At 43.9% G+C, this 22,554-nt stretch carries 35 protein-coding genes; 2 read left to right on the plus strand and 33 right to left on the minus strand.

What is annotated here, in order from left to right; all coding sequences use genetic code 11:
- Window positions 1-55: 55 nt before the first annotated feature.
- From rplQ to rpsL, 32 genes are all read right to left on the minus strand, one after another.
- On the minus strand, window positions 56-436 hold the full coding sequence (rplQ, locus tag FC87_RS04850; RefSeq protein WP_009166682.1) for a 50S ribosomal protein L17: 381 nt from the start codon (window positions 434-436) through the stop codon (window positions 56-58).
- Between the two features lie 21 nt (window positions 437-457).
- Window positions 458-1,408 carry a DNA-directed RNA polymerase subunit alpha gene (locus FC87_RS04855; protein WP_009166683.1) on the minus strand — a complete coding sequence of 317 codons (951 nt, stop codon included), beginning with the start codon at window positions 1,406-1,408 and terminating at the stop codon, window positions 458-460.
- A 58-nt stretch (window positions 1,409-1,466) separates the two neighbouring features.
- The gene (gene rpsK, locus FC87_RS04860) at window positions 1,467-1,856 is read right to left on the minus strand and encodes a 30S ribosomal protein S11 (RefSeq protein WP_009166684.1); all 390 of its coding nucleotides are present in this window, start codon (window positions 1,854-1,856) and stop codon (window positions 1,467-1,469) included.
- A 26-nt stretch (window positions 1,857-1,882) separates the two neighbouring features.
- Entirely contained in the window at window positions 1,883-2,233 is a 351-nt protein-coding gene (gene rpsM / locus FC87_RS04865; RefSeq protein WP_009166685.1) for a 30S ribosomal protein S13, read from the minus strand.
- 20 nt (window positions 2,234-2,253) lie between these two features.
- Entirely contained in the window at window positions 2,254-2,373 is a 120-nt protein-coding gene (rpmJ, locus tag FC87_RS04870) for a 50S ribosomal protein L36 (protein ID WP_009166686.1), read from the minus strand.
- Window positions 2,374-2,397: 24 nt separating this feature from the next.
- Entirely contained in the window at window positions 2,398-2,616 is a 219-nt protein-coding gene (infA, locus tag FC87_RS04875; RefSeq protein WP_009166687.1) for a translation initiation factor IF-1, read from the minus strand.
- Between the two features lie 99 nt (window positions 2,617-2,715).
- Window positions 2,716-3,369: an adenylate kinase gene (locus tag FC87_RS04880; protein WP_009166688.1), complete on the minus strand. Its 654-nt coding sequence runs from the start codon at window positions 3,367-3,369 to the stop codon at window positions 2,716-2,718.
- 19 nt (window positions 3,370-3,388) lie between these two features.
- Window positions 3,389-4,705 carry a preprotein translocase subunit SecY gene (gene secY / locus FC87_RS04885; protein ID WP_009166689.1) on the minus strand — a complete coding sequence of 439 codons (1,317 nt, stop codon included), beginning with the start codon at window positions 4,703-4,705 and terminating at the stop codon, window positions 3,389-3,391.
- Window positions 4,705-5,136, minus strand: coding sequence for a 50S ribosomal protein L15 (rplO, locus tag FC87_RS04890; protein WP_009166690.1), 432 nt, complete (start codon window positions 5,134-5,136; stop codon window positions 4,705-4,707). The genes secY and rplO overlap by 1 nt, the downstream gene beginning before the upstream one ends.
- 32 nt (window positions 5,137-5,168) lie before the next feature.
- Window positions 5,169-5,354 (minus strand): 50S ribosomal protein L30, encoded by a 186-nt coding sequence (rpmD, locus tag FC87_RS04895; RefSeq protein ID WP_009166691.1) that lies wholly within the window; start codon window positions 5,352-5,354, stop codon window positions 5,169-5,171.
- A gap of 13 nt (window positions 5,355-5,367) precedes the next feature.
- Window positions 5,368-5,871: a 30S ribosomal protein S5 gene (gene rpsE / locus FC87_RS04900; protein ID WP_009166692.1), complete on the minus strand. Its 504-nt coding sequence runs from the start codon at window positions 5,869-5,871 to the stop codon at window positions 5,368-5,370.
- A gap of 21 nt (window positions 5,872-5,892) precedes the next feature.
- Complete coding sequence (gene rplR, locus FC87_RS04905) at window positions 5,893-6,258, minus strand: 50S ribosomal protein L18 (protein ID WP_275452990.1); 366 nt, start codon at window positions 6,256-6,258, stop codon at window positions 5,893-5,895.
- A 22-nt stretch (window positions 6,259-6,280) separates the two neighbouring features.
- Complete coding sequence (gene rplF, locus FC87_RS04910) at window positions 6,281-6,820, minus strand: 50S ribosomal protein L6 (protein ID WP_009166694.1); 540 nt, start codon at window positions 6,818-6,820, stop codon at window positions 6,281-6,283.
- Window positions 6,821-6,851: 31 nt separating this feature from the next.
- Window positions 6,852-7,250, minus strand: a complete 399-nt coding sequence (rpsH, locus tag FC87_RS04915; protein WP_009166695.1) for a 30S ribosomal protein S8 — start codon at window positions 7,248-7,250, stop codon at window positions 6,852-6,854.
- Between the two features lie 32 nt (window positions 7,251-7,282).
- Complete coding sequence (locus FC87_RS04920) at window positions 7,283-7,468, minus strand: type Z 30S ribosomal protein S14 (protein ID WP_009166696.1); 186 nt, start codon at window positions 7,466-7,468, stop codon at window positions 7,283-7,285.
- An 11-nt stretch (window positions 7,469-7,479) separates the two neighbouring features.
- Window positions 7,480-8,022, minus strand: a complete 543-nt coding sequence (rplE, locus tag FC87_RS04925) for a 50S ribosomal protein L5 (RefSeq protein ID WP_009166697.1) — start codon at window positions 8,020-8,022, stop codon at window positions 7,480-7,482.
- Window positions 8,023-8,050: 28 nt separating this feature from the next.
- A complete protein-coding gene (gene rplX / locus FC87_RS04930; protein ID WP_009166698.1) occupies window positions 8,051-8,359 on the minus strand; it encodes a 50S ribosomal protein L24 in 309 nt (102 codons plus the stop codon).
- A gap of 30 nt (window positions 8,360-8,389) precedes the next feature.
- Window positions 8,390-8,758 carry a 50S ribosomal protein L14 gene (gene rplN / locus FC87_RS04935; protein WP_009166699.1) on the minus strand — a complete coding sequence of 123 codons (369 nt, stop codon included), beginning with the start codon at window positions 8,756-8,758 and terminating at the stop codon, window positions 8,390-8,392.
- A 52-nt stretch (window positions 8,759-8,810) separates the two neighbouring features.
- Window positions 8,811-9,077 carry a 30S ribosomal protein S17 gene (gene rpsQ, locus FC87_RS04940; protein ID WP_009166700.1) on the minus strand — a complete coding sequence of 89 codons (267 nt, stop codon included), beginning with the start codon at window positions 9,075-9,077 and terminating at the stop codon, window positions 8,811-8,813.
- Between the two features lie 25 nt (window positions 9,078-9,102).
- Window positions 9,103-9,297, minus strand: a complete 195-nt coding sequence (rpmC, locus tag FC87_RS04945; RefSeq protein WP_009166701.1) for a 50S ribosomal protein L29 — start codon at window positions 9,295-9,297, stop codon at window positions 9,103-9,105.
- Window positions 9,287-9,721, minus strand: coding sequence for a 50S ribosomal protein L16 (gene rplP / locus FC87_RS04950; RefSeq protein ID WP_009166702.1), 435 nt, complete (start codon window positions 9,719-9,721; stop codon window positions 9,287-9,289). Before rplP ends, rpmC begins: the two co-directional genes overlap by 11 nt.
- 2 nt (window positions 9,722-9,723) lie before the next feature.
- The gene (gene rpsC / locus FC87_RS04955; protein WP_009166703.1) at window positions 9,724-10,386 is read right to left on the minus strand and encodes a 30S ribosomal protein S3; all 663 of its coding nucleotides are present in this window, start codon (window positions 10,384-10,386) and stop codon (window positions 9,724-9,726) included.
- 3 nt (window positions 10,387-10,389) lie between these two features.
- Window positions 10,390-10,746, minus strand: a complete 357-nt coding sequence (gene rplV / locus FC87_RS04960; RefSeq protein ID WP_009166704.1) for a 50S ribosomal protein L22 — start codon at window positions 10,744-10,746, stop codon at window positions 10,390-10,392.
- A 16-nt stretch (window positions 10,747-10,762) separates the two neighbouring features.
- The gene (rpsS, locus tag FC87_RS04965; RefSeq protein WP_009166705.1) at window positions 10,763-11,044 is read right to left on the minus strand and encodes a 30S ribosomal protein S19; all 282 of its coding nucleotides are present in this window, start codon (window positions 11,042-11,044) and stop codon (window positions 10,763-10,765) included.
- A gap of 51 nt (window positions 11,045-11,095) precedes the next feature.
- Entirely contained in the window at window positions 11,096-11,941 is an 846-nt protein-coding gene (rplB, locus tag FC87_RS04970; protein WP_009166706.1) for a 50S ribosomal protein L2, read from the minus strand.
- Window positions 11,942-11,965: 24 nt separating this feature from the next.
- Window positions 11,966-12,253, minus strand: a complete 288-nt coding sequence (gene rplW / locus FC87_RS04975) for a 50S ribosomal protein L23 (RefSeq protein ID WP_009166707.1) — start codon at window positions 12,251-12,253, stop codon at window positions 11,966-11,968.
- Window positions 12,253-12,876, minus strand: coding sequence for a 50S ribosomal protein L4 (gene rplD, locus FC87_RS04980; protein WP_009166708.1), 624 nt, complete (start codon window positions 12,874-12,876; stop codon window positions 12,253-12,255). The genes rplW and rplD overlap by 1 nt, the downstream gene beginning before the upstream one ends.
- Before the next feature lie 17 nt (window positions 12,877-12,893).
- Complete coding sequence (gene rplC, locus FC87_RS04985; RefSeq protein WP_009166709.1) at window positions 12,894-13,529, minus strand: 50S ribosomal protein L3; 636 nt, start codon at window positions 13,527-13,529, stop codon at window positions 12,894-12,896.
- Window positions 13,530-13,559: 30 nt separating this feature from the next.
- Window positions 13,560-13,868: a 30S ribosomal protein S10 gene (gene rpsJ / locus FC87_RS04990; RefSeq protein WP_009166710.1), complete on the minus strand. Its 309-nt coding sequence runs from the start codon at window positions 13,866-13,868 to the stop codon at window positions 13,560-13,562.
- A gap of 325 nt (window positions 13,869-14,193) precedes the next feature.
- Window positions 14,194-16,287 carry an elongation factor G gene (fusA, locus tag FC87_RS04995; RefSeq protein ID WP_009166711.1) on the minus strand — a complete coding sequence of 698 codons (2,094 nt, stop codon included), beginning with the start codon at window positions 16,285-16,287 and terminating at the stop codon, window positions 14,194-14,196.
- Between the two features lie 87 nt (window positions 16,288-16,374).
- Window positions 16,375-16,845, minus strand: coding sequence for a 30S ribosomal protein S7 (gene rpsG / locus FC87_RS05000; RefSeq protein WP_009166712.1), 471 nt, complete (start codon window positions 16,843-16,845; stop codon window positions 16,375-16,377).
- Window positions 16,846-16,869: 24 nt separating this feature from the next.
- A complete protein-coding gene (gene rpsL / locus FC87_RS05005; protein WP_009166713.1) occupies window positions 16,870-17,289 on the minus strand; it encodes a 30S ribosomal protein S12 in 420 nt (139 codons plus the stop codon).
- A gap of 164 nt (window positions 17,290-17,453) precedes the next feature.
- Between rpsL and FC87_RS07190 the strand changes: the two genes are divergently transcribed.
- Together FC87_RS07190 and FC87_RS05010 are read left to right on the plus strand one after the other, a co-directional pair.
- On the plus strand, window positions 17,454-18,104 hold the full coding sequence (locus tag FC87_RS07190; protein WP_162257636.1) for a prepilin peptidase: 651 nt from the start codon (window positions 17,454-17,456) through the stop codon (window positions 18,102-18,104).
- Window positions 18,105-18,225: 121 nt separating this feature from the next.
- Window positions 18,226-18,813, plus strand: a complete 588-nt coding sequence (locus tag FC87_RS05010) for a xanthine phosphoribosyltransferase (RefSeq protein ID WP_054690201.1) — start codon at window positions 18,226-18,228, stop codon at window positions 18,811-18,813.
- A gap of 83 nt (window positions 18,814-18,896) precedes the next feature.
- Here the strand turns inward: FC87_RS05010 and rpoC are convergent, their stop codons facing one another.
- The gene (gene rpoC / locus FC87_RS05015) at window positions 18,897-22,535 is read right to left on the minus strand and encodes a DNA-directed RNA polymerase subunit beta' (RefSeq protein WP_056961770.1); all 3,639 of its coding nucleotides are present in this window, start codon (window positions 22,533-22,535) and stop codon (window positions 18,897-18,899) included.
- Between the last annotated feature and the right edge of the window lie 19 nt (window positions 22,536-22,554).

Consider the following 22,554-nt stretch of genomic DNA (forward strand, 5'->3'; position numbering starts at 1 on the left):
TATACCTCAATCTTAGTGATTCAGTGCAATATTAAATTAAATGCTCAAAAAAAGCTTAGACAAATTCTAAGATTACCATCTGAGCACCATCACCGCGCCGAGGCATGGTTTTTAAGATCCGCGTGTAGCCACCCTGACGATCTTGGTACTTTGGTGCTAATTCATCGAATAACTTTTGTAGTGCCGTCGTAACCTTAACGTCATCGCCTTCAGCTTTAACATCTGCAATTGAATTCTGCAGGTAAGCAGCTGCTTGACGACGTGCACTTAAGTCCCCCTTTTTACCTAGGGTGATCATTTGGTCAGCTAGTGAGCGCACTGTTTTAGCTTTGGCTTCAGTTGTTTCGATCCGATCGTTAACAATCAGTTGCGTGGTCAAGTTCCGCAAGAGTGCTCGTCGAGGACCCTGTTTACGACCAAATTTACGATAACTCATAAGTCGATTCCTCCTTTTATCTTAGTCTTCTTTACGAAAGGATAGTCCTAGGGCATCCAATTTTTGTTCGATTTCTTCTAGGGACTTCCGTCCTAGGTTACGAACATTCATCATATCCGCCATGGATTTATCGGTTAATTCTTGAACCGTGTTAATCCCAGCTCGTTTCAAACAGTTGTAAGAACGAACTGACAAATCTAATTCCTCGATTGACATTTCGAGCATTTTTTCCTTGTGGCTCTCTTCTTTTTCAACCATCACGTTGGTATTTTGTGCCCGATCTGTCAAATCAACAAACATTTCCAAATGCTGAGTTAAAATCTTAGCTGCCAAACTGATTGAATCTGAAGGAGTAATCGAACCATTGGTCCAAATATCTAAAGTCAATTTATCGAAATCATCACGTTGTCCAACACGTGTATCTTCCACTTGGTAGTTCACACGTTCGATTGGGGTATAAATAGAATCGATTGGTAACACACCGATTGGCATATCATCATTGCGAGCCTTGTTCTCTTCTGCAGAGACATACCCGCGACCCTTATCAGCCGTCATCGTCATGTGCAGGGTTGCCCCTTCTGCTACCGTTGCTAGATGTAAATCAGGGTTCAAAATGGTAGTTTCGCTATCGGTCGTAATGTCTGCCGCCGTCACTTCAGCTGGACCGGTAACTTCGACACTCATAGAGTGGACTGCTTGTTCGTCACCTTCTAATCGAAGTTTGAGCTTTTTTAAGTTCAAAATGATCTTGGTAACGTCTTCGGTCACACCCTTGATCGTTGAAAATTCGTGCAAAACCCCGTCAATCTGAACGCTGGTAACGGCAGCTCCAGGTAACGAAGCCAACAAAACTCGGCGCAAAGAATTGCCTAAAGTAGTCCCATAGCCGCGTTCCAATGGCTCAACAACTATTTCACCGTAATTATTTGTTTCTTCAATTTTATGAATGTTAGGCTTTTCAAATTCAATCATGCGAAGTACCCCTTTCAAACCGCGTTGAGTCTAATCCTAAAATCATCCCTAACTAAGCTTAAACTCGACGACGCTTTGGAGGACGGCACCCATTATGAGGAACGGGAGTAACGTCTCTAATTGCGGCAACTTCCAAACCAGTAGTTTGTAAAGCTCGAATGGCTGATTCGCGACCGGAACCAGGTCCTTTAACCGCTACTTCAACGGACTTCATACCGTGTTCCATGGCCGTTTTAGCAGCTGCTTCAGCTGCCATCTGAGCAGCGAATGGAGTTGATTTACGACTACCACGAAATCCAAGGGCTCCAGCTGAAGACCAAGCAATTGCATTTCCCTGTACATCAGTAATCATTACTAACGTGTTATTAAACGTTGAGTGGATATGAGCAACTCCTGCTTCAACGTGTTTTCTTGTTTTACGTTTACGTGTGCTTTTAGTTTTAGCCATATGCGTTGATAACCTCCTTTAATTGATTATTTGGTGCTTCGCTTCCCTTTACGAGTTCGAGCGTTGTTCTTCGTGTGCTGACCACGGGATGGTAAACCACGACGATGACGCAAGCCACGGTATGAACCGATCTCAGAGAGTCGCTTAATATTCATACTAACTTCACGACGTAGGTCTCCCTCAATTGTAAAGTCATCAAGAGCTACCCGAATCTTATCTTCTTGATCAGGAGTTAAATCCTGAGTCCGAACGTCTTCTGAAACACCGGCTTTTGCAAGCACTTTGGTAGCCGTCGTTGTTCCAACCCCAAAAATGTAGGTTAAAGCAATGACAACCCGTTTGTTACGTGGTAAATCAACTCCGGCAATTCGAGCCATTAAATCCACCTCCTATAAAATTATTTTCCTTGTCGTTGTTTGTGTTTAGGATTTGCAGAACAAATCACCATCACACGACCCTTACGTTTGATGATTTTGCAATTTTCGCACATCTTTTTAACTGATGGACGGACTTTCATATTATAAACCTCCTACATCAGGACCTACTTAAATCGATAAGTAATCCGGCCCTTCGTTAAATCATACGGTGACATTTCAACGGTTACCCGATCTCCTGGAAGTATTTTAATGTAATGCATCCGAATCTTGCCAGAGACATGGGCAAGAATCTCATGCCCATTTTCCAGTTCGACTTTGAACATGGCGTTTGGTAAGGTTTCCGTAATTTTTCCTTCGATCTCAATGACATTATCTTTTGCCAAAACAATCCTCCAAAACTTAAGTCGAACAAATTCTTTGCAAACTTATCAGCATGCTCTAATATAGCATATTTTATCAGTAACGACAAACTCTGCCTTAGGCTACGACAAGTTATTGAGAATTTGATTAATTTCTTTGGTAACCGTCGGAATTGCTTGGTCACCATTCACCGTGTGCAGCAGGTGCTCTGTTTGGTAGTAATCCAGCAGCGGCGTATTCATTTCGACATTGACTTTCAACCGATTTTTAACTGTCGCAGGTTTATCATCACTGCGTTGATAAAAAACATGCCCACCACATACATCACAAGTTCCAGCCACTTTGGGCTGATTATACAATTTGTGATAGGTTGCTCCACAGTTTTTACAGATAAACCGACCAGAAAGCCGTTCTTCTAAAACTGATGGGGCTACGTCAATGTTAATGACCGCAGAAAGTTGACGATTGAGCTGCGTCCCAATGAGCTTTAACTGCTCTGCCTGTGCCAAATTTCTCGGAAAGCCATCAAGCAGATAACCATTAGCGGTATCCGCCTGCTGCAAACGATCCGCAACAATTCCACAAGTTACATCATCGGGGACTAAATCTCCCTTATCAATGTAACTCTGGGCTTTGAGACCCATTGGTGTCTGGTTTTTAATTGCCGCACGGAAAATATCACCAGTCGAAATATGTGGAATTTGATAACGTTCCGTAATAAATTCGGCTTGGGTCCCCTTGCCAGCACCTGGCAATCCCATTAAAAATAAATTCATTGTCAAAAACGTCGCTCCCTTACTTTTTGCCAGTATCATCAGCTTGAATAAAGCCGACGTAATCTTGGCGCATGGTCAATCCTTTGATTTGCTGCATCGTTTCGATGGCAACCCCGACAATAATCAGCAGGTTAGTCCCACCGAGCCCAATTGAGTTGTTGAGATTCCAAACATTTTGCGCAATCAGAGGGATCAAAGAAACAATCCCCAAGAAAAGCGCTCCAATGGTACTCAATCTCATTAACAAACGCGAAACATAGGTTTGCGTTGTCTTACCAGGCCAGACCCCAGGAATATAGCTTCCTTGTTTTTGCAGGTTTTCGGATAATTTTTCTGGATTAACCTGCACAAAAGCATAGAAGAAAGTAAAGACCACAATCAAAATGGTGTAAAAAGTTGCCCCACTAGGGGTCTGCATATTAAAGAGTTGCGTGAGCACCTTATACCAGCCTGATTCTCCAAAATTTTTAGTGAAGAACAGCAAAATGGTCTGCGGGGTTGAAATAAAAGCACTGGCAAAAATTACCGGAATCACTCCGGCCACGTTAACCTTCAATGGAAGATAACTTGATTTACCAGAACCAGCCGAGCGTCGGGTATATTGAATTGGAATCCGACGTTCCGCCTGTTGTACCCAAGTAACAAAAGTCACAATGATCAACATGGCGACAATCAAGCCGATGACAATCAGAACCGGTTGCCACAAATCACTCGAATCGGTGCCTTCAATATATTGCTGATAAAAACTCGTTAATCCATTAGGAATGTTAGCGATAATCCCAGCAAAAATAATCATGGACACCCCTTGACCAATTCCCTTGTCGGTAATCATGTCACCCATCCACGTGGTTAACATCGTACCCGCCGTCAAAATCAGCCCGATACTAATGTAGGTGCCAACTCCGGGATTTTGCACTAGATGCAAACTACTTAAAGCATTGAAACCGGCGGTAATTCCCACCGACTGGAAAAAGGCCAGTACAATGGCCAACCGCCGAGTAACCCGATCAAGTTTTAGTCGACCAACTTCACCCTGCTTACTCCATTCCACAAAACGCGGTACGATGTCCATTTGCAACAACTGCACCACGATTTGGGCCGTAATATAGGGTGACACTCCCATCGCAAAGATGGAATAGTTGGTTAAACCACCACCACTGAAAATATTTAAAACATTAACTAACCCAGAAGACGCAACTTCTTGAAGTGCCTTAGCATTAATCCCAGGAACCGTGATGTAGGCTCCTAACCGGAAAACTGCTAGGACAAAAAGCGTAAATAAAATCTTATTACGAATATTTTTGTCAGCAAATGCACTCTTTAAGGTAGATAACATTAAATCACCTCGGCTTTACCACCAGCTGCTTCGATTGCTGTTTTAGCACTTGCAGAGAACTGGTTGGCTTTAACCGTCAAAGCTTTGTCTAGCTTACCAGTTCCTAAGATTTTGATCCCATCTTTGGGATTACGAACAACCCCAGTTTCAACAAGCACTGCTGGCGTAACTTCAGCATTACTGTCAAAACTATTGAGTTTATCTAAGCTCACCGTCACAATTTGTTTCCGGTTCATGCTAGTAAATCCACGCTTAGGAATCCGCCGGTACAAAGGCATCTGGCCCCCTTCAAAACCTAAACGAGTCTTGCCACGGGCTTTTTGACCTTTTTGACCGCGACCGGAAGTCTTTCCTTTGCTACCCATTCCACGACCTTTTCGACTTCGAGTCGAACGAGATCCGGCAGCAGCTTTTAATTCGTGTAACTTCATAGTGAGTGGCACCTCCTTTTTTTAGAAAATAATTAGTCTTCTACTTGTTCAACTTTAACGAGGTGAGCGACTTTAAAAAGTGCTCCCCGTGTCGCTGCGTTGTCAGGACGAGTGACACTGCTGTTAATCCGTCCTAAACCAAGGGCTTCCACAATTTTACGTTGTTTAGGAAGACGATGTGCAGCACTGTGAACTAGGGTAATTTTTAATTGAGCCATCTGAAAAACCTCCTTATTCAGCTAAATGATCAACTGAAACCCCACGGAGCTCGGAAACTTCGTGAGCGTTCTTCAGACCTTTCAGCCCTTCAAACGTTGCTCGGATAACGTTAATGGCGGTATCCGAACCCAGTCGCTTACTAGTAACATCGTTGATTCCGGCTAATTCCATGACCGAACGAACGGCACCACCGGCAGCAACCCCAGCACCTTCTTCAGCTGGTTTTAATAAAATGCGGCCCCCACCGTAAACGCCCACAATTTCATGCGGAATCGTTGTGTTCACGATTGGAACTTCAATCAGATTCTTTTTAGCGGCTTCAACTGCTTTTCGGATTGCTTCTGGAACTTCTTGTGCTTTCCCGGTTCCAAAACCAACGTGTCCGTTTTTGTCACCAACAACTGCTAAAGCGGCAAATCGTAACCGACGACCACCTTTAACAACCTTGGTAATCCGATTAATGGCAACCACGTTGTCATCTAAATCCAATTTATCTGGATCAATATACTTAGCCATGCGTGTGATATCCTCCTTTGATTAAAATTCGAGCCCGTTTTCACGAGCTGCTTCAGCGAGCGCTTGAACCCGTCCGTGGTATAAGTAACCGCCGCGATCAAACACAACGTGCTTCAAGTTAGCAGCTTGGGCCCGCTTAGCAACTAAGGCACCGACTTCAGCTGCCTGCGCTGTTTTGTCACCGGCTTTAATTTCTTGATCTAGAGTTGAGGCACTAGCTAGCGTTACACCCGCTACGTCATCAATTAATTGAGCGTAGATGTTTTTGTTAGAACGAAAGACGTCTAAACGTGGGCACTCAGCAGTACCAGCAATTTTACTGCGAACTCGGGCATGACGTGCCTTACGAGTTTTATTTTTGCTTGGTTTTGTAATCAAATTAGTCACCTCTGTTTGTTGTGATTAAACTTTATTTACCAGTCTTACCTTCTTTAAGAGTAATGTGTTCGTCAACATAACGAATTCCCTTACCTTTATAAGGTTCTGGAGAACGAATGGAACGAACCTTGGCAGCAAAGTCACCAACGTGTTGTTTGCTAATCCCAGAAATTTCAATCGTCGTATTATCAGGAACTTTAACTTCCAAATCTTCAGGAACTGGAACAATCACTGGATTTGAGTATCCCACGTTTAAGGTCAGTTCAGTCCCTTTTAATTGGGTTCGGTATCCAACACCGACTAATTTCAAAGTTTTTTGAAAACCATCAGTAACCCCAATTACCATATTGGCAATGTTGGCACGTGAAGTTCCATGTAATGCTCGTTCACGATTGTCGTACTTACCAGTAGGAGTGAAGTTCACTTCGTTCCCATCGATTTTCATTTCGATTTCAGTAGCAAGCGTCCGCGTTAGGTTCCCCTTGGGACCCGTCACCGTGACCTGGTCGCCACTTTGTTTGACCGAAACCCCTTCGGGCAGGTCAATCGTTTTGTAACCAATTCGACTCATCTTATACACACCTCCGTTTCGAAATTATTTATTACCAGACGTAGGCGAGAACTTCGCCACCGACTTTTTTCGCACGTGCTTCTTTATCGGTGATAACACCATCGGAAGTTGAAATGATGGCAATCCCTAAACCATTAAGAACTTTAGGAACATCATCAGACTTAACGTATGAACGCAAGCCGGGTTTTGAAATTCGTTTCAAACCTGAAATTACACGTTGATCGTTAGCGCCGTACTTTAGAAAAACGCGAATAACACCCTGAGTATCATCGTCGAGATATTCAACTCGACTCACGAATCCTTCGCGCTTTAAAATTTCAGCAATATTACGTTTCATTTTAGATGCAGGTACATCAACCGAACGGTGGCGTGCCATATTGGCATTGCGGATTCGAGTTAAAAAGTCTGCAATTGGATCTGTCATTGCCATGAACGTGAAACCTCCCCTTTAATTTTTTTGGTTTACCAGCTAGCTTTTTTCATGCCAGGAATCTGACCCTTGTGAGCAAGCTGACGCAAGCAAATGCGGCATAAATGAAATTTTTGATAAACTGCACGAGGTCGGCCGCAACGTTCACAACGCGTATAAGCTTGCGTTGAAAATTTAGCAGGACGCTGACTCTTTTCGACCATTGATTTTTTTGCCAAATTAAAACCTCCTATTTAGCGAATGGCATTCCAAACTGAGCAAGCAGTTCGTGAGCCTCTTCATCAGTGTTAGCAGTAGTAACCAGCACGATATCTAATCCACGAACTCGGTTAACATCATCATAGTTGATTTCTGGGAAAATCAATTGCTCCTTTACACCGAGAGTAAAGTTTCCTCGTCCATCAAAGGAACGGTTTGAAACTCCGTGAAAATCACGAACTCGTGGTAAAGAAACGTTAATCAACTTATCTAAGAAATCATACATTTTATCGCCGCGCAACGTTACCTTGGCACCAATTGGCATTCCTTGGCGGAGTCTAAAAGCGGCAATCGACTTCTTAGCCTTAGTAATGAGCGGTTTTTGACCAGAAATTAGCGCCAATTCGCTCACTGCTTCATCTAAGTTTTTGGAGTTTGTTACAGCATCACCAACACCCATATTCAAAACAATTTTTTCAAGTTTTGGTCCTTGCATAATTGATGAATAGTTAAACTTTTCTACTAGTGCTGGGAGAATTTCTTGCTGATATCTTTCTTGTAAACGAGTAGACATGCGAATTAATTCCTCCTTTCACTACAATCTAGTCGATTGCTTTCTGTGATTTTTTTGAAATACGAACTTTTTTACCATCTTTGATTTCAACCTTGATCCGAGTTGGTTTGTTCGTAGATGGATCTAACAACATCACGTTCGATGCATCGATTGGAGCTGCAACGTCAGAAACATTCCCTTGCGGATTGTTTTGTGATGCTTTTTGGTGCTTTTTAACCATGTTGATTCCGTCCACAACCACGCGATTTTTCGCAGCAATGGTGCGGGTAATCGTACCGTCTTTGCCCTTATCTTTACCAGCAATGACACGAACTTTGTCACCAGTCTTTAAGAACATTAATCTGACACCTCCCTGGTTTTTCTTGGATTAAAGTACTTCTGGAGCTAATGAAACAATCTTTAAGAAGTTGTTGTTTCGTAATTCACGAGCAACGGGTCCAAAAATCCGAGTTCCCCGAGGGCTCTTATCGTCATTAATTAAAACAGCAGCATTTTCATCAAACCGGATGTATGATCCATCAGTTCGACGTGCAACGGACTTAGTCCGAACGACAACTGCTTTAACAACATCACCTTTTTTGACAACGCCACCTGGTGTTGCTTGTTTGACAGTAGCAACAATAGTATCGCCAATTCCAGCATACCGCACTTTAGAACCGCCCAAAACTTTGATAGTCAGCAATTCGCGCGCTCCAGAATTATCGGCAACCTTCAAACGACTTTCTTGTTGAATCATAGTAAGTGGCCTCCTTTCAACTTAAAATCAGAATACGATAAATGAAGCAAAGCTAGATAATAACGGCTTTTTCGACAACATCAAGTAAGCGGAAGTGAACATTTTTTGACAAAGGCCGAGTTTCCATGATCTCAACAATGTCGTTCATTTTAGCAGTGTTATTTTCGTCGTGTGCCATGTACTTCTTGGTGTACTTCATCCGCTTTCCGTAAGTTGAATGTTTTTTAGTAGTTTCAACAGCAACGGTGATGGTTTTATTCATTTTGTCAGAAACCACCCGTCCACGGTATGTTTTCCGTTCATTACGTGATTCGCTCATTAAGATATACCCCCTTTATCGAATCTTATTTGTTTAATTCTGCTTGTCGCAGAGCTGTTTTCAAACGGGCAATCGTCTTGCGAACCGTTCGTAAGCGCGCCGTGTTTTCCAATTGACCAGTGGCTAATTGGAAACGAAGATTGAACAATTCTTTTTTGTAATCTTGTTCTTTAGCCCGCATTTCATCGGTAGTCAACTGACTAATTTCTTTAGCCTTCATTTGATTCGCCACCTACTTCCTCACGTTTGATAATCTTAGTACGAACAGGCAGTTTGTTGGAAGCTAACGTCAAAGCTTTGATGGCTGTTTCTGAATCAACACCACCAACCTCGAAAAGCACTTTGCCACGCTTAACGGGAGCAACCCAGCCAGCTGGGCTACCTTTACCTTTACCCATTCGAACTCCAATTCCCTTTTCAGTGTACGATTTTTGGGGGAAAATCTTAATCCAAACTTTCCCGCCACGTTTCATGCTTCGGGTAATCGCAATACGACAAGCTTCAATCTGTCTATTAGTAATCCAATGTGAATCGATGGTTTGTAAACCATATTCACCAAAAGCAACGCTGTTACCGCCCTTAGAGTGCCCGCGAAGCTTACCACGGTGTTCTCGACGATGCTTAACACGTTTTGGTACTAGCATGTTTACTTACCTCCCTGATGATTTTCCTCGGGCTTGTCAGGTAAAACTTCGCCCCGGTTAATCCAAGTTTTCACTCCGATAGAACCATACGTCGTGTGTGCTTCGTTCCAGGAATAATTGATGTCTGCCCGGAGCGTGTGTAGTGGAACACGACCTTCTGAATAGCTTTCGATTCGAGCCATATCGGCACCATTGAGTCGACCAGCTGACTGCGTTTTAACACCCTTAGCACCAGCGCGCATAACGCCCTTCATGCTCTGACGCATAGCCCGTCGAAAGGCAACTCGACCTTCTAGTTGCTTTGCAATGTTATCACCAACTAAAATTGCTTCAAGATCTGGCTTCTTAACTTCCACAATATTAATGTGAACGCGACGACCAGTTAATTTGTTTAATTCTTGTCGCAAAGTTTCAACTTCAGAACCACCCTTACCAATCACCATTCCTGGTTTGGCAGTGTGAATCGAAATGTTGACCCGTTTAGCCGCACGTTCGATTTCAACAGCCGAGACAGAAGCGTCTGCAAGCCGTTTATCAAGATATTCACGAATCTTTAAATCTTCATTTAAGTAGTTTGCAAACTGATCATCGTTTGCGTACCACTGAGCTTGCCAGCCACGGTTAACTCCAATTCGGAAACCATTTGGGTTAATTTTTTGACCCATGCTCTATCCCTCCTTTTTTTCTGATACTACGATGGTAATGTGACTCGTACGCTTGTTGATTGGTGAAGCTGATCCCTTTGCGCGCGGACGGAATCTCTTTAAAGTGGGACCTTCATCAGCATATGCTTCACTGACTACTAAATCTTGACCATCAAGGTCAAAGTTGTTTTCTGCATTAGCAACTGCTGAGTGCAAAACTTTACCAACCACTGGAGAAGCACCCCGAGGAGTGAACTTCAGGATTGCCACTGCTTCGGCCACCTGTTTGCCTCTAATAAGATCTAAAACAAGGCGGACCTTACGAGGGGCAATTCGAACTGTTTTCGCAATTGCTTTTGCTGATGTAACTTGTTCAGCCATTAGTTATCCTCCTTGTTTATACGGTTTTCTTATCGGCACTGTTGTTACCATGGCCATGGAAAGTCCGAGTGGGGACAAACTCACCCAGTTTGTGACCAACCATGTCTTCTTGAATGTAAACGGGAACGTGATGACGTCCATTATAGACAGAAATCGTGTAGCCGATGAAACTTGGGAAGATCGTCGAACGACGCGACCAAGTCCGGATTACTGACTTCTTTTCTTGATCCTTTTGTGCCTCAATCTTTTTCAACAATGACTGATCAGCAAAAGGTCCTTTTTTTAGGCTTCGACTCATGAATGGAACCTCCTTTTAAATGTATTGATACCGTAAACCTGCTAAACAAGTTTACATCTTGGAACCCTTGCGACGACGAACAATAAATTTGTTCGAGCGGGCTTTCTTCGAACGGGTTTTCTTTCCCACCGTTTTCTTGTGCCAAGGAGACAAAGGAGATGGGTAACCAACTGGAGCTTTTCCTTCACCACCACCATGTGGGTGATCGTTAGGGTTCATTACCGAGCCTCGAACATGAGGTCGTTGACCACGATAGCGAGTCCGACCAGCTTTTCCCCAGTTGACCAACGAATGTTCTTCATTGCCAACCGTTCCAATAGTAGCGCGACAAACTGAGAGAACCATCCGAACTTCACCAGAAGGTAATTTAACTAGCGAATATTTGCCATTTCCATCATTACTGATTAATTGAGCAGAGTTACCAGCTGAGCGAGCCAACTGCCCTCCCTTACCAGGCTTCAATTCAATGTTGTGAATTGTCGAGCCAACTGGAATATCACGTAGTTGTAAAGTGTTTCCAGGCTTGATATCAGCATCAGCACCTGATTGAACAACATCGCCAACTTTCAAGCCCTTAGGAGCTAGAATGTAAGCTTTAACTCCATCAGCATAAACAACTAGCGCAATGTTAGCCGTCCGGTTAGGATCATATTCAATGGTTTTAACAGTTGCTGGAACGCCATCATGATTTCGCTTGAAATCAATCACACGATATTTATGCTTGTTCCCACCGCCACGATGCCGCACAGTCATACGACCGGAGTTGTTCCGTCCGGCCTTGTGTGCATTGGCTTCTACCAAAGTCTTTTCCGGTTTGTTAGTGGTGATTTGACTGTAGTCAATACTAGTCATATTCCGGCGACCGTTGGTAGTTGGTTTATATTTCTTTAAAGGCACGGTATTTTCCTCCTATACTATAGATTATTCTTCAGAGAAAAGTTTGATTTCATCTGAATCAGGGGTTAGGGTCACGATGGCCTTGCGGCGCTTCTTCGTAAATCCAATGTAACGTCCCTGACGTTTTTCTTTTCCGCGAACATTCATGATGTTTACTTTAGCAACCTTAACGTCAAAAATAGCTTCAACAGCATCTCTAACCTGGTGCTTGTTTGCTCGAAGAGCAACATCAAACGTATACTTCTTGTCATCCATCCGATCAGTAGTTGCTTCGGTGATTACTGGACGTAAAATAATATCACGTGCATCCATTATGCGAGCACCTCCTCTAGTTGAGAAAGAGCAGCTTTGGTAATAACGACCTTTTGACTGTTAAGCACGTCCAACGTGTTAACGCCCTTGCCACTAATTACCTGAACTCGATCCAAATTGCGAGCCGAACGAGCAGCATTGTCATTGCCATCTTCTAAGACCACTAAAGTCTTAGTAGCAGCATCCAAGCTGGCCAATAAGCTAGCAAAAGCTTTGGTCTGTGGTTGGTCAAAACTTAGGGAGTCGACTACCACAAGATCGCCATTAGCTACTTTTTCAGATAAAACTGATTTAACTGCCAACCGAGTTACCTTTTTAGGTAAGTGGTAAGCATATGAGCGTGCTGAAGGTCCAAAGACTACTCCACCGCCAACCCATTGAGGTGAACGAATCGAACCCTGTCGAGCTCGACCAGTTCCCTTTTGTCTCCATGGCTTCTTGCCACCACCGCGAACTTGACCACGCGACTTTGTCCCGTTGGTTCCTTGCCGCTGCGAAGCTTGTTGCATTAAGACCGTATCAAAAACGACATTTTCATTTGGAGTAATCCCAAAGATGTTGTCATTTAAGTCAACTGTGCCGGCTTGACTACCGTCTTGTTTATATACTGATACGCTTGTCATTGTCGAATCCTCCTTTCTTATTTTTTAGCAGCACTAACTGCTGTACGAACTTTAACCAAGGTTTTGTTGGCGCCAGGAATGTTCCCTTTGATTAACAAAACGTTGTTTTCAACGTCGGCTTTAACGATTTCTAAGTTCTGAATTGTTACCGTGTTGTTACCCATGCGACCGGGCAGTTTCATTCCCTTTACCACTCGGTTGATAATAACTCCCAGTGAACCAGGACGACGGTGGTAACGAGAACCATGAGTCGTAGGACCACGCCGCTGACCATCTTTATGAATGTTACCTTGGTATCCATGACCTTTTGTAGTACCCGTAACATCAACCATGTCGCCTGCTGCAAACGTGTCAGCCTTAACTTCTGCTCCGACTTGATAGTCTCCTAAGTCAACATCGTTGATTTCACGAACGAAGCGCTTAGGAGTAGTATTTGCCTTTTTGATATGACCTTGTTCTGGTTTGTTGCTTAACACAGCGCGCTTTTCATCAAAGCCCAACTGAACTGCTTCGTAACCGTCTGTTTCCATCGTCTTAACCTGTAAGACAACGTTTGGGGTTACATCAACTACAGTTACGGGAACTAATTCCCCGTTATCAGCAAAAACCTGAGTCATACCGACCTTTTTACCTAAGATTCCTTTTTTGGTCATGAGTACACCTCCAATTTTTTTGATAATTAATTATAGTTTAATCTCAATATCAACACCACTCGGTAAATCAAGTTTCATCAATGAATCAACCGTTTTAGGGGTTGGGTTCAAAATGTCGATTAACCGTTTGTGCGTTAACATCTCAAACTGTTCCTGTGACTTGCTGTACTTGAATGGTGATGCTAACACCGTGTATAAAGCCCGTTCCGTTGGTAATGGAATGGGACCAGAAATGTTAGCCCCCGTCCGTTGTGCCGTTGCCACAATCTTATCAGCAGCTTGATCTAAAGTACGGTGCTCGTAAGCTTTCAAGCGAATCCGAATCTTTTCCTTTGCCATCAAAATCCCTCCTTCGTCTATTTTCAAAATCAGACTAACTCCGTAGAAATTACCGGACTACCTGCCATGGCAAAGCGGCCGGGTGTGCCGCAACCTTCTACATCAACGCTGTCACGTGTAATTTGGGCGCACGTCGCCCTTAATTTAAAACACTATTACATCATACTGGAAAAACGTCACGGATTCAAGGGTTTTACACAATAATTTCAAAAAAGTAAACCGTGAAGTTCCCACGTGCGCTCCAGCTGTGCTTTTAATTATTTTTATATTCAAACAAAAAACAGGAACCCATCGCTGCAATGGATTCCTGTTTTTATAAACCAGTTTAGTTGGCGTCGCCACCATTTTTCTTGATAATATCTTCTTGAATACTCTTTGGCACGGCAGTGTAGTGGTCAAAGGACATTACAAATGTTCCTCGTCCCTGCGTAGCAGACCGCAAATCGGTTGCGTAACCAAACATTTCTGCTAGCGGTACCATGGCATGGATATTTTGCGCATTATCTTGCGCTTCCATTCCCTCAACATTACCTCGACGAGCAGTCACTTGACCCATGACATCACCCATGTATTCTTCTGGAACTCGAATATCAACTTTCATGATAGGCTCCAAAATTTTGGGATCTGCTTTTTTAGCAGCTTCTCGTAAGGCAATCGAAGCGGCAATCTTGAAGGCTGCTTCACTAGAATCGACTTCGTGATAGCTTCCATCATAAAGTTTAGCTTTTAAATCAATCAGTGGAAAACCAGCTAAAACTCCATTCTCCATTGATTCTTTCAAACCTTGCTCAACGGAAGGAATGAATTCACGAGGAACCACTCCACCAACGATGGCATCTTCAAACTCAAATCCAGCGCCTTCTTCATTTGGAGTGAACTCAATCCAAACATCACCATACTGACCTTTACCACCAGATTGGCGAATGAACTTACCTTCGGCTTGGACCTGTTTGCCAAAGGCTTCTCGATAAGCAACCTGTGGTTCACCGATGGAGGCATCCACTCCAAATTCACGTTTCATTCGTTCAATAATGATGTTCAGATGCAACTCACCCATTCCAGCAATAATAGTTTGCCCGGTTTCTGGGTTCGTATTTGCTTGGAAAGTTGGATCTTCTTCTGATAGCTTTTGCAAAGCCGTATTCATCTTGTTTTGATCAGCTTTGGTTTTAGGTTCTACCGCTACTTCAATCACAGGAGCAGGGAATTCCATAGATTCAAGATGCAATGGATGGTCTGGATCCGTTAAAGAATCACCCGTGGTCGTGTTCTTCAAACCAATGGCAGCCGCAATATCTCCAGAAAAGACTTCCGAAATTTCTTCCCGATTATTGGAGTGCATTTGCAGTAGTCGACCTACTCGTTCCCGTTTTTCCTTCGTAGCATTTAAAATGTAAGAACCTGATTCCAAAGAACCCCGATAAACCCGAATGTAAGTTAACCGACCAACGTAAGGATCAGTAGCCACTTTGAAGGCCAATGCGGCAAAAGGTTCTTTATCGTTAGCTTGCACGTCAACTTCTTCACCAGTATCTGGGTCAGTAGCAATGTAAGGACGCACATCCAATGGTGATGGAAGGTAATCAACCACTCCATCCATCATCATTTGTACTCCCTTATTTTTAAAGGCGGAACCAGCGAAAACTGGATACATATTTAAGTCCAGCGTTGCTTTTCGAATCCCGGCTTTCAGGTCAGCTTCGCTAATCTCTTCGCCTTCCAAAAATTTAGACATAACGTCATCATCAACGTCGGCCACTGCTTCTACCAAGTTGTCACGTTGTTGTTGGGCTTTTTCTTGCAAATCGGCAGGAATGTCAACTGTATCCCAGTTTTCACCTTCCTTATCCTCATCATAAACGTAGGCCTTCATTTTGATTAGGTCAATTACACCAGCAAACTCATTCTCAGCCCCAATTGGCATCTGAACGGGCACAGCATTAGCACCTAAACGTTCACGAATGGTTTTAACTGAGTAATCAAAGTTCGCACCGATTTTGTCCATTTTATTAATGAAAACAATCCGAGGAACGCTGAAGTCAGAAGATTGACGCCACACCGTTTCAGTTTGTGGTTCTACTCCAGCTTGTCCATCAAGCACCACGATGCCTCCATCAAGCACTCGCAAAGACCGCTCTACTTCAGCGGTAAAGTCCACGTGTCCAGGGGTATCGATGATGTTAACACGATAACCATCCCATTCGGCCGTGGTTGCTGCCGATGTGATCGTGATTCCACGTTCTTTTTCTTCTTCCATCCAATCCATTTGGGAAGCCCCATCATGGGTTTCACCAATTTTGTGAATTTTACCGGTATAGTAAAGCACTCGTTCAGTGGTAGTTGTCTTACCAGCATCGATATGTGCAACAATCCCGATATTCCGTGTTTTTTCTAGCGGAAATTGACGCTTGTTAGCCATTTCATAACTCCTTTTTTTAATTAATTAGTTCTAAAAAAAGCGGCTAATAGATTAGCCGCTCATTCAGCCCGCTAAGCAGCCGCCTGCTTACCAGCGGTAGTGCGCAAAAGCTCGGTTGGCTTCTGCCATTTTGTGGGTGTCTTCTCGCTTCTTAACGGCAGCCCCAGTGTTGTTGGCAGCGTCAATAATTTCCTTTGCTAACCGCTGCGTCATCGTGTGTTCACCACGTAAACGTGCGTAGTTAACTAGCCAGCGGAGTCCCAAAGTTGTGCGTCGCGCTGGGCGAACTTCGATCGGAACCTGGTAGTTTGACCCACCAACCCGACGAGCCTTAACTTCCAAGACAGGCATAACATTTTTCATTGCTTCTTCAAAAACTTCTACTGGATCATTACCAGTCTCATCTTTGATTTCATCAAATGCACCATATAAGATTTCTGATGCAGTTCCTCGTTTTCCATCTAACATCAAGTGGTTAATCAATTTGGAAACCAACTTGGAGTTGTAGATTGGATCAGGAAGGATTTCGCGTTGTTGCACTTTTCCTTTTCTAGGCATCTAAAGGTCCTCCTCAATAATCGCTTATTTCTTGTCTTTTGGTCGTTTCGTTCCGTATTTTGAACGGCCCTGACGTCGGTCTTGAACTCCGGCGGTATCAAGCGCTCCACGAATCACGTGATAACGAACCCCAGGTAAATCCTTAACACGACCACCCCGAATTAAAACCACACTATGCTCTTGCAAGTTGTGACCAATTCCGGGAATGTAAGCCGTTACTTCATACAAATTAGAAAGGCGCACACGAGCGTATTTCCGCAAAGCAGAGTTAGGCTTCTTGGGAGTCATCGTACCCACACGGGTAGCAACTCCACGTTTTTGAGGAGCAGGATTGGCGGTATGAGTTTTTTTGTAACTGTTATAACCAAAGCCAAGTGCTGGTGATTTTGATTTAGAACTTCTAGATTTACGACCTTTTCGAACTAATTGGTTGATTGTAGGCATCTAAAAAGTCCTCCTTTCATAAATAGTTGTAAGTCCACACATCCAGGTGAACCATTTTTAGGGACAAAAATCGCTTACCTTGTATAAGCACAATTTCTAGAATAGCATCGCGGTTCATGATTGTCAACCAAGATTTCGTACTTATTGGCAAGGAGCTGAATTATATGAATTTAATCTGGTTTATCTGTGGTAGCTGTGTCGGCTCCTTTATGTTAGCAAGCGTCGAACGGTGGCCTGCCATCCTAACTATGCAACGGTCGCGCTGTAAGAACTGTCACCGCCAATTACAGTGGTTTGAACTGTTGCCCATTCTAAGCTTTGGATGCTTACACGGTTGTTGCAAAACTTGCCAAGTTCCAATTGGCTGGTGGTCACTGAGTTGTGAAATCAGCAGTGGGTTATGGTGGTGGGCTTGTCCGCCTACCTCCCTTGGCAATACCCGTTGGCTTTTATTTGGGATGTTGTTGTTACTTACCGCTTGCTGTGATTGGCAAGTACGTCAAGTGCCAGTAGGCTGGTTAATTTGCTTGGGTTTAATCGCCTGCAGTTTTAGTCCGCACTCCTTCCAAATAAACTGCTTGTTGAGTATCTCCTACCTAAGCATCCAGCCTTGGTTACACTCCCAACCTTGGATTGGTAGTGGAGATCTGGACCTTTTACTAATTTTGTTTATTGCTTATGACCCGCTTCAATGGTCCTGGCTCGTTTTATGGGCCGCTCTGATCGGAATTAGCTGCGCCCTTTACGAACGCTGTCACAGCATCCCGTTTTTCCCCTGTCTGTATCTGGCAACCCTCTTGCTCAAGCTAACCTAGTAATGGTGAAATAATCATTGAACCCTCCCACATAAGTGGTAACAGTGGTGATTTATTTATTCTGGTTTTCAGAGTACAATTAGAACAATCATCCTATTTACCACGGTTTGAGGAGGACCTTATGAAGCAGTTAGAACAAGCCATTCGCGACCACGGAACGGTGTTACCAGGAAATATTTTAAAGGTTAATTCTTTTTTGAATCATCAGCTTGACCCTGAATTAATGCAGGCCATTGGGATTGAATTTGCCACTCGTTTTAAATCAGAAGCAATTACTAAAGTTGTTACGATTGAATCTTCTGGAATCGCCCCAGCAGTCATGACTGGCTTGGCGCTGAAAGTTCCAGTCGTCTTTGCCCGTAAAAGCAAATCCCTAACCGTTCACGATCATGTTTACCAAGCGAACGTTGTTTCTTACACAAAACAGACCGAAACGCCGATTTATATTGAGCAACAGTTTCTTGCTCCCACAGACCACGTGTTGATCATTGATGACTTTCTTGCCAATGGAGAAGCCGTTAAAGGTCTCTTACAAATCATTGCTGACGCCCACGCAACCGTTTCAGGTATCGGGATTGTTATTGAAAAATCTTTCCAACCAGGAGCAAAATGGTTGCACCAGCAACACTATCGCTTACAATCACTTGCCCGAATCAAATCACTGGAACACCAAACGGTAACCTTTCTTGATGATGAACCATCGAGATAAATTCCATCAAAAAAAGACCTCCAACTAATAACGTTGGAGGTCTTTTTTATCGAGCTTGGCAACAATTGAAACTATCGCCTTTACTAATTATCATGATCCGGACTAGTAACCGAAGATGCATCACTAGCAGGACCGTTTACAGCAGGTTGGTTTAATTCATCGGGTTCAATATCTTCATATTCATGAACTCCGGTCCCGGCTGGCAGTAATTTACCAATAATTACATTTTCTTTCAATCCAATCAACGGATCAACCTTACCACGAATAGCGGCATCAGTCAGTACTCGCGTGGTTTCTTGGAAGGAAGCTGCCGACAAGAAACTGTTGGTTTCAAGGGCTGCCTTGGTAATTCCCAATAAGACCGGACGAGCGGTCGCTGGAACCTTGCCAGTTACAACGGCATCGTGATTCCGAGTCTTAAATTCATCAATGTCAACCAGCGTGCCCGGCAAGATATCAGTATCACCTGGATCCATAACTCGGACCTTACGCAACATTTGCCGAACCATGATCTCAGCGTGCTTATCATTCACTTCCACACCCTGACGTCGATAAACTTCTTGAACCGCCGTTAACAGATAGGTTTCCGTTGATAACGTATCTCGAATTTTGAGCAGTTCCTTCGGGTCAATGGAACCTTCATTAAGCGCATCACCACGGCGAACCACATCACCTTCGGCTACCCGCATTCGAGCATTCAAAGGAACCTTGTACTTTCTTGTATCGGCTTTCCCTTGGATGGTAACTTCTTTCACCCCTTCAGCAGGGTTTTCTTCCACCAGGTCAACCTTCCCAGTCACTTCACTAATCGTTGACTTACCCTTGGGATTTCGAGCTTCAAAAATTTCTTGAACTCGGGGAAGTCCTTGGGTGATATCAGTATTGCTGGCAACTCCTCCGGTATGGAAAGTCCGCAAAGTTAGCTGCGTTCCTGGTTCTCCAATTGACTGGGCAGCCACAGTTCCAACTGCTTCGCCAACCTCAACCTCATCTCCAGTAGCCAAGTTCTGCCCGTAACACTTCTCACAAACCCCGTGAGCCGTGTTACACGTGAAGGCCGAACGAATTTCGACACTTTCAACTCCGGCGTCTACAATTTCTTGGGCAAGTTTGTCATCAAGCATCTGATTTTTAGTGGCAATTACCGCTCCCGTTTTAGGATTTACCACCGTCTTCATCGCATTCCGACCCAAAATTCGGTCGTACAACGGTTCAATCATTTCGTTGCCTTCTTTGATGGCACGTACAATCAAACCACGGTCGGTGTGACAATCTTTTTCTCGAATAATCACATCCTGAGCCACGTCAACCAATCGTCTTGTCAAGTAACCTGAGTTAGCCGTTTTCAGGGCCGTATCGGTCATTCCCTTCCGCGCCCCGTGGGTTGAGATAAACATTTCCAACACGGACATTCCTTCTCGGAAGTTTGAAGTAATTGGCAATTCCATGATTTTACCATCAGGAGAAGCCATTAAACCACGCATTCCGGCTAGCTGGGTAAAGTTTGAGATGTTTCCCCGTGCTCCTGAATCACTCATCATAAAGATGGGATTTTCTGGATCAAAGTTTTGCATCAAAATATCTTGAATGTCGTCTCGCGCTTCGTTCCAAACGTTCACAACCCGCTCATAACGTTCTTGGTCGGTAATCAAGCCTCGCCGAAATTGCTTGGTGATCATCGCAACCTGTTTGTGGGCGTTTGCAACAACCTCCGGCTTCTCGGTCAAATTCGTAATGTCTGACATTCCAACCGTTAATCCAGACTTAGTTGATTCATCATTTCCTAAGTCCTTAATGCGGTCAAGCAATTGGGAAGTTTCGGTAACCTTGTACTGGTTATAAACCTCGGCAATAATATCTGACAGATAGCTCTTCTTGAACGGCTTAATCAACGACGCATCCTTGATGTGATCGTGGATATTCTCGCCCGCCTGTAAGAAGTATTGATCCGGCACATAGCCGTGGAGGTTAGTATCAGTCGGCTCATTTAGATAGATAAAGTCTTTTGGTAAGATCTCATTAAACAAGACTTTCCCGACCGAAGTTACTAAAATCTGCTGCCGTTGTTCAGCGGTAAATGGCTTGTCAGGGTACGCTGCTGCAGGAATCCCGATTCGACTATGCCAGTGAACTAGTCCATCACGGTAAGCTACCTCAACTTCGGCTGGATCATTGAAAATCATTCCTTCGCCTTCACGACCAGGTTCTTCCATCGTAAGGTAGTAATTTCCAATTACCATATCTTGTGACGGAGCCACCACTGGCTTACCATCTTTAGGTGCCAAAATATGTCCAGCAGCGGCCATCAGCATCCGTGATTCTGCCTGAGCTTCTTCTGACAGTGGCACGTGAATCGCCATCTGGTCACCGTCAAAGTCGGCATTGTAAGCCGCACACACCAATGGATGTAACCGCATTGATTTTCCACTAACCAAGACTGGTTCAAACGCCTGAATTCCCAACCGGTGTAACGTAGGAGCTCGGTTCAAAAGTACAGGATGTTCTTTGATAACATCGGGAAGGACATCGAAGACAACATCGTCTTTGCGCTCGATTTCTCGCTTAGCATTTTTGACGTTGGAGGCCAATCCACGTTCAACTAGTTCATGCATAATAAATGGTTTAAATAATTCCATTGCCATTGATACTGGCAAGCCCATTTGGCTTAATTTTAACCACGGACCAACGTCAATAACCGAACGTCCTGAGTAATCAACCCGTTTCCCGAGCAAGTTCTGACGAAAACGTCCTTGTTTTCCCTTCAATAAATGCGAAAGTGATTTTAAAGGACGATTTCCTGGCCCAGCAACCGGACGACCACGCCGACCATTATCAATCAGTGCATCAACTGCTTCTTGCAGCATCCGTTTTTCATTTTGAACAATAATCCCAGGTGCGTGCAGATCAAGTAGCCGTTTCAATCGATTATTCCGGTTAATCACTCGCCGGTACAAATCATTCAAATCAGAAGTGGCAAAACGGCCTCCTTCCAGTTGAACCATCGGACGCAAATCTGGTGGCATTACTGGAATTGCATCCATCACCATCCAGCCCAAGCGGTTACCAGAAGTTAGAAACGCTTCTAAAATATCCAATCTTCGAATGGCTCGCGTACGTTTCTGTCCAGTCGCCTTTTTTAGCTCTGCTTTTAATTCAGCAACTTCTTTATCCAAATCGACATCATCAAGCAGTGCCCGAATTCCTTCTGCACCAATCTTAGCCTGGAACCGAGACCCATATTCACGCTTTTTATCCCGATAATCTTGCTCGGACAAAAGCTGTTTCTTTTCCATGGGGGTGTTTCCCGGATCAGTCACTACATAAGAAGCAAAGTAAATCACTTCTTCTAAGGCGCGGGGACTCATATCTAAAACTAGTCCCATTCGACTAGGAATTCCCTTGTAGTACCAGATGTGCGTAACGGGGGCAGCTAACTCGATGTGTCCCATGCGCTCACGGCGAACCTTAGCACGCGTTACCTCAACTCCACAACGATCACAAACAATTCCGCGATAACGAATTCCCTTGTACTTACCACAGGCACATTTCCAGTCCTTGGTGGGTCCAAAGATTCGTTCATCAAACAAACCGTCTTTTTCCGGTTTCAACGTCCGATAGTTAATGGTTTCCGGTTTTTTAACCTCACCATATGACCAACTGCGAATCGTTTCAGGTGAGGCCAACCCCACCTGCATTGTCTTAAATTTATTAACGTCGACCATTGGCAATCCCTCCTTTGTA

The organism is Fructilactobacillus florum DSM 22689 = JCM 16035, from assembly GCF_001436645.1.
Classification (GTDB): domain Bacteria; phylum Bacillota; class Bacilli; order Lactobacillales; family Lactobacillaceae; genus Fructilactobacillus; species Fructilactobacillus florum.

Excerpts from the sequence above, each read along its gene's own strand:
- rplQ (WP_009166682.1), bottom strand. The coding sequence starts at position 436 with ATGAGTTATCGTAAATTTGGTCGTAAACAGGGTCCTCGACGAGCACTC.
- FC87_RS04855 (WP_009166683.1), bottom strand. The coding sequence starts at position 1,408 with ATGATTGAATTTGAAAAGCCTAACATTCATAAAATTGAAGAAACAAAT.
- rpsK (WP_009166684.1), bottom strand. The coding sequence starts at position 1,856 with ATGGCTAAAACTAAAAGCACACGTAAACGTAAAACAAGAAAACACGTT.
- rpsM (WP_009166685.1), bottom strand. The coding sequence starts at position 2,233 with ATGGCTCGAATTGCCGGAGTTGATTTACCACGTAACAAACGGGTTGTC.
- rpmJ (WP_009166686.1), bottom strand. The coding sequence starts at position 2,373 with ATGAAAGTCCGTCCATCAGTTAAAAAGATGTGCGAAAATTGCAAAATC.
- FC87_RS04880 (WP_009166688.1), bottom strand. The coding sequence starts at position 3,369 with ATGAATTTATTTTTAATGGGATTGCCAGGTGCTGGCAAGGGGACCCAA.
- secY (WP_009166689.1), bottom strand. The coding sequence starts at position 4,705 with ATGTTATCTACCTTAAAGAGTGCATTTGCTGACAAAAATATTCGTAAT.
- rplO (WP_009166690.1), bottom strand. The coding sequence starts at position 5,136 with ATGAAGTTACACGAATTAAAAGCTGCTGCCGGATCTCGTTCGACTCGA.
- rpmD (WP_009166691.1), bottom strand. The coding sequence starts at position 5,354 with ATGGCTCAATTAAAAATTACCCTAGTTCACAGTGCTGCACATCGTCTT.
- rpsE (WP_009166692.1), bottom strand. The coding sequence starts at position 5,871 with ATGGCTAAGTATATTGATCCAGATAAATTGGATTTAGATGACAACGTG.
- rplF (WP_009166694.1), bottom strand. The coding sequence starts at position 6,820 with ATGAGTCGAATTGGTTACAAAACGATTGACCTGCCCGAAGGGGTTTCG.
- rpsH (WP_009166695.1), bottom strand. The coding sequence starts at position 7,250 with ATGGCAATGACAGATCCAATTGCAGACTTTTTAACTCGAATCCGCAAT.
- rplE (WP_009166697.1), bottom strand. The coding sequence starts at position 8,022 with ATGTCTACTCGTTTACAAGAAAGATATCAGCAAGAAATTCTCCCAGCA.
- rplX (WP_009166698.1), bottom strand. The coding sequence starts at position 8,359 with ATGTTCTTAAAGACTGGTGACAAAGTTCGTGTCATTGCTGGTAAAGAT.
- rplN (WP_009166699.1), bottom strand. The coding sequence starts at position 8,758 with ATGATTCAACAAGAAAGTCGTTTGAAGGTTGCCGATAATTCTGGAGCG.
- rpsQ (WP_009166700.1), bottom strand. The coding sequence starts at position 9,077 with ATGAGCGAATCACGTAATGAACGGAAAACATACCGTGGACGGGTGGTT.
- rpmC (WP_009166701.1), bottom strand. The coding sequence starts at position 9,297 with ATGAAGGCTAAAGAAATTAGTCAGTTGACTACCGATGAAATGCGGGCT.
- rplP (WP_009166702.1), bottom strand. The coding sequence starts at position 9,721 with ATGCTAGTACCAAAACGTGTTAAGCATCGTCGAGAACACCGTGGTAAG.
- rpsC (WP_009166703.1), bottom strand. The coding sequence starts at position 10,386 with ATGGGTCAAAAAATTAACCCAAATGGTTTCCGAATTGGAGTTAACCGT.
- rplV (WP_009166704.1), bottom strand. The coding sequence starts at position 10,746 with ATGGCTGAACAAGTTACATCAGCAAAAGCAATTGCGAAAACAGTTCGA.
- rpsS (WP_009166705.1), bottom strand. The coding sequence starts at position 11,044 with ATGAGTCGAAGCCTAAAAAAAGGACCTTTTGCTGATCAGTCATTGTTG.
- rplW (WP_009166707.1), bottom strand. The coding sequence starts at position 12,253 with ATGGATGCACGTGATATTATTTTACGTCCAGTAATCACCGAAGCAACT.
- rplD (WP_009166708.1), bottom strand. The coding sequence starts at position 12,876 with ATGACAAGCGTATCAGTATATAAACAAGACGGTAGTCAAGCCGGCACA.
- rplC (WP_009166709.1), bottom strand. The coding sequence starts at position 13,529 with ATGACCAAAAAAGGAATCTTAGGTAAAAAGGTCGGTATGACTCAGGTT.
- rpsJ (WP_009166710.1), bottom strand. The coding sequence starts at position 13,868 with ATGGCAAAGGAAAAGATTCGGATTCGCTTGAAAGCTTACGAGCACCGT.
- fusA (WP_009166711.1), bottom strand. The coding sequence starts at position 16,287 with ATGGCTAACAAGCGTCAATTTCCGCTAGAAAAAACACGGAATATCGGG.
- rpsG (WP_009166712.1), bottom strand. The coding sequence starts at position 16,845 with ATGCCTAGAAAAGGAAAAGTGCAACAACGCGAAATCCTTCCTGATCCA.
- rpsL (WP_009166713.1), bottom strand. The coding sequence starts at position 17,289 with ATGCCTACAATCAACCAATTAGTTCGAAAAGGTCGTAAATCTAGAAGT.
- FC87_RS07190 (WP_162257636.1), top strand. The coding sequence starts at position 17,454 with ATGAATTTAATCTGGTTTATCTGTGGTAGCTGTGTCGGCTCCTTTATG.
- FC87_RS05010 (WP_054690201.1), top strand. The coding sequence starts at position 18,226 with ATGAAGCAGTTAGAACAAGCCATTCGCGACCACGGAACGGTGTTACCA.
- rpoC (WP_056961770.1), bottom strand. The coding sequence starts at position 22,535 with ATGGTCGACGTTAATAAATTTAAGACAATGCAGGTGGGGTTGGCCTCA.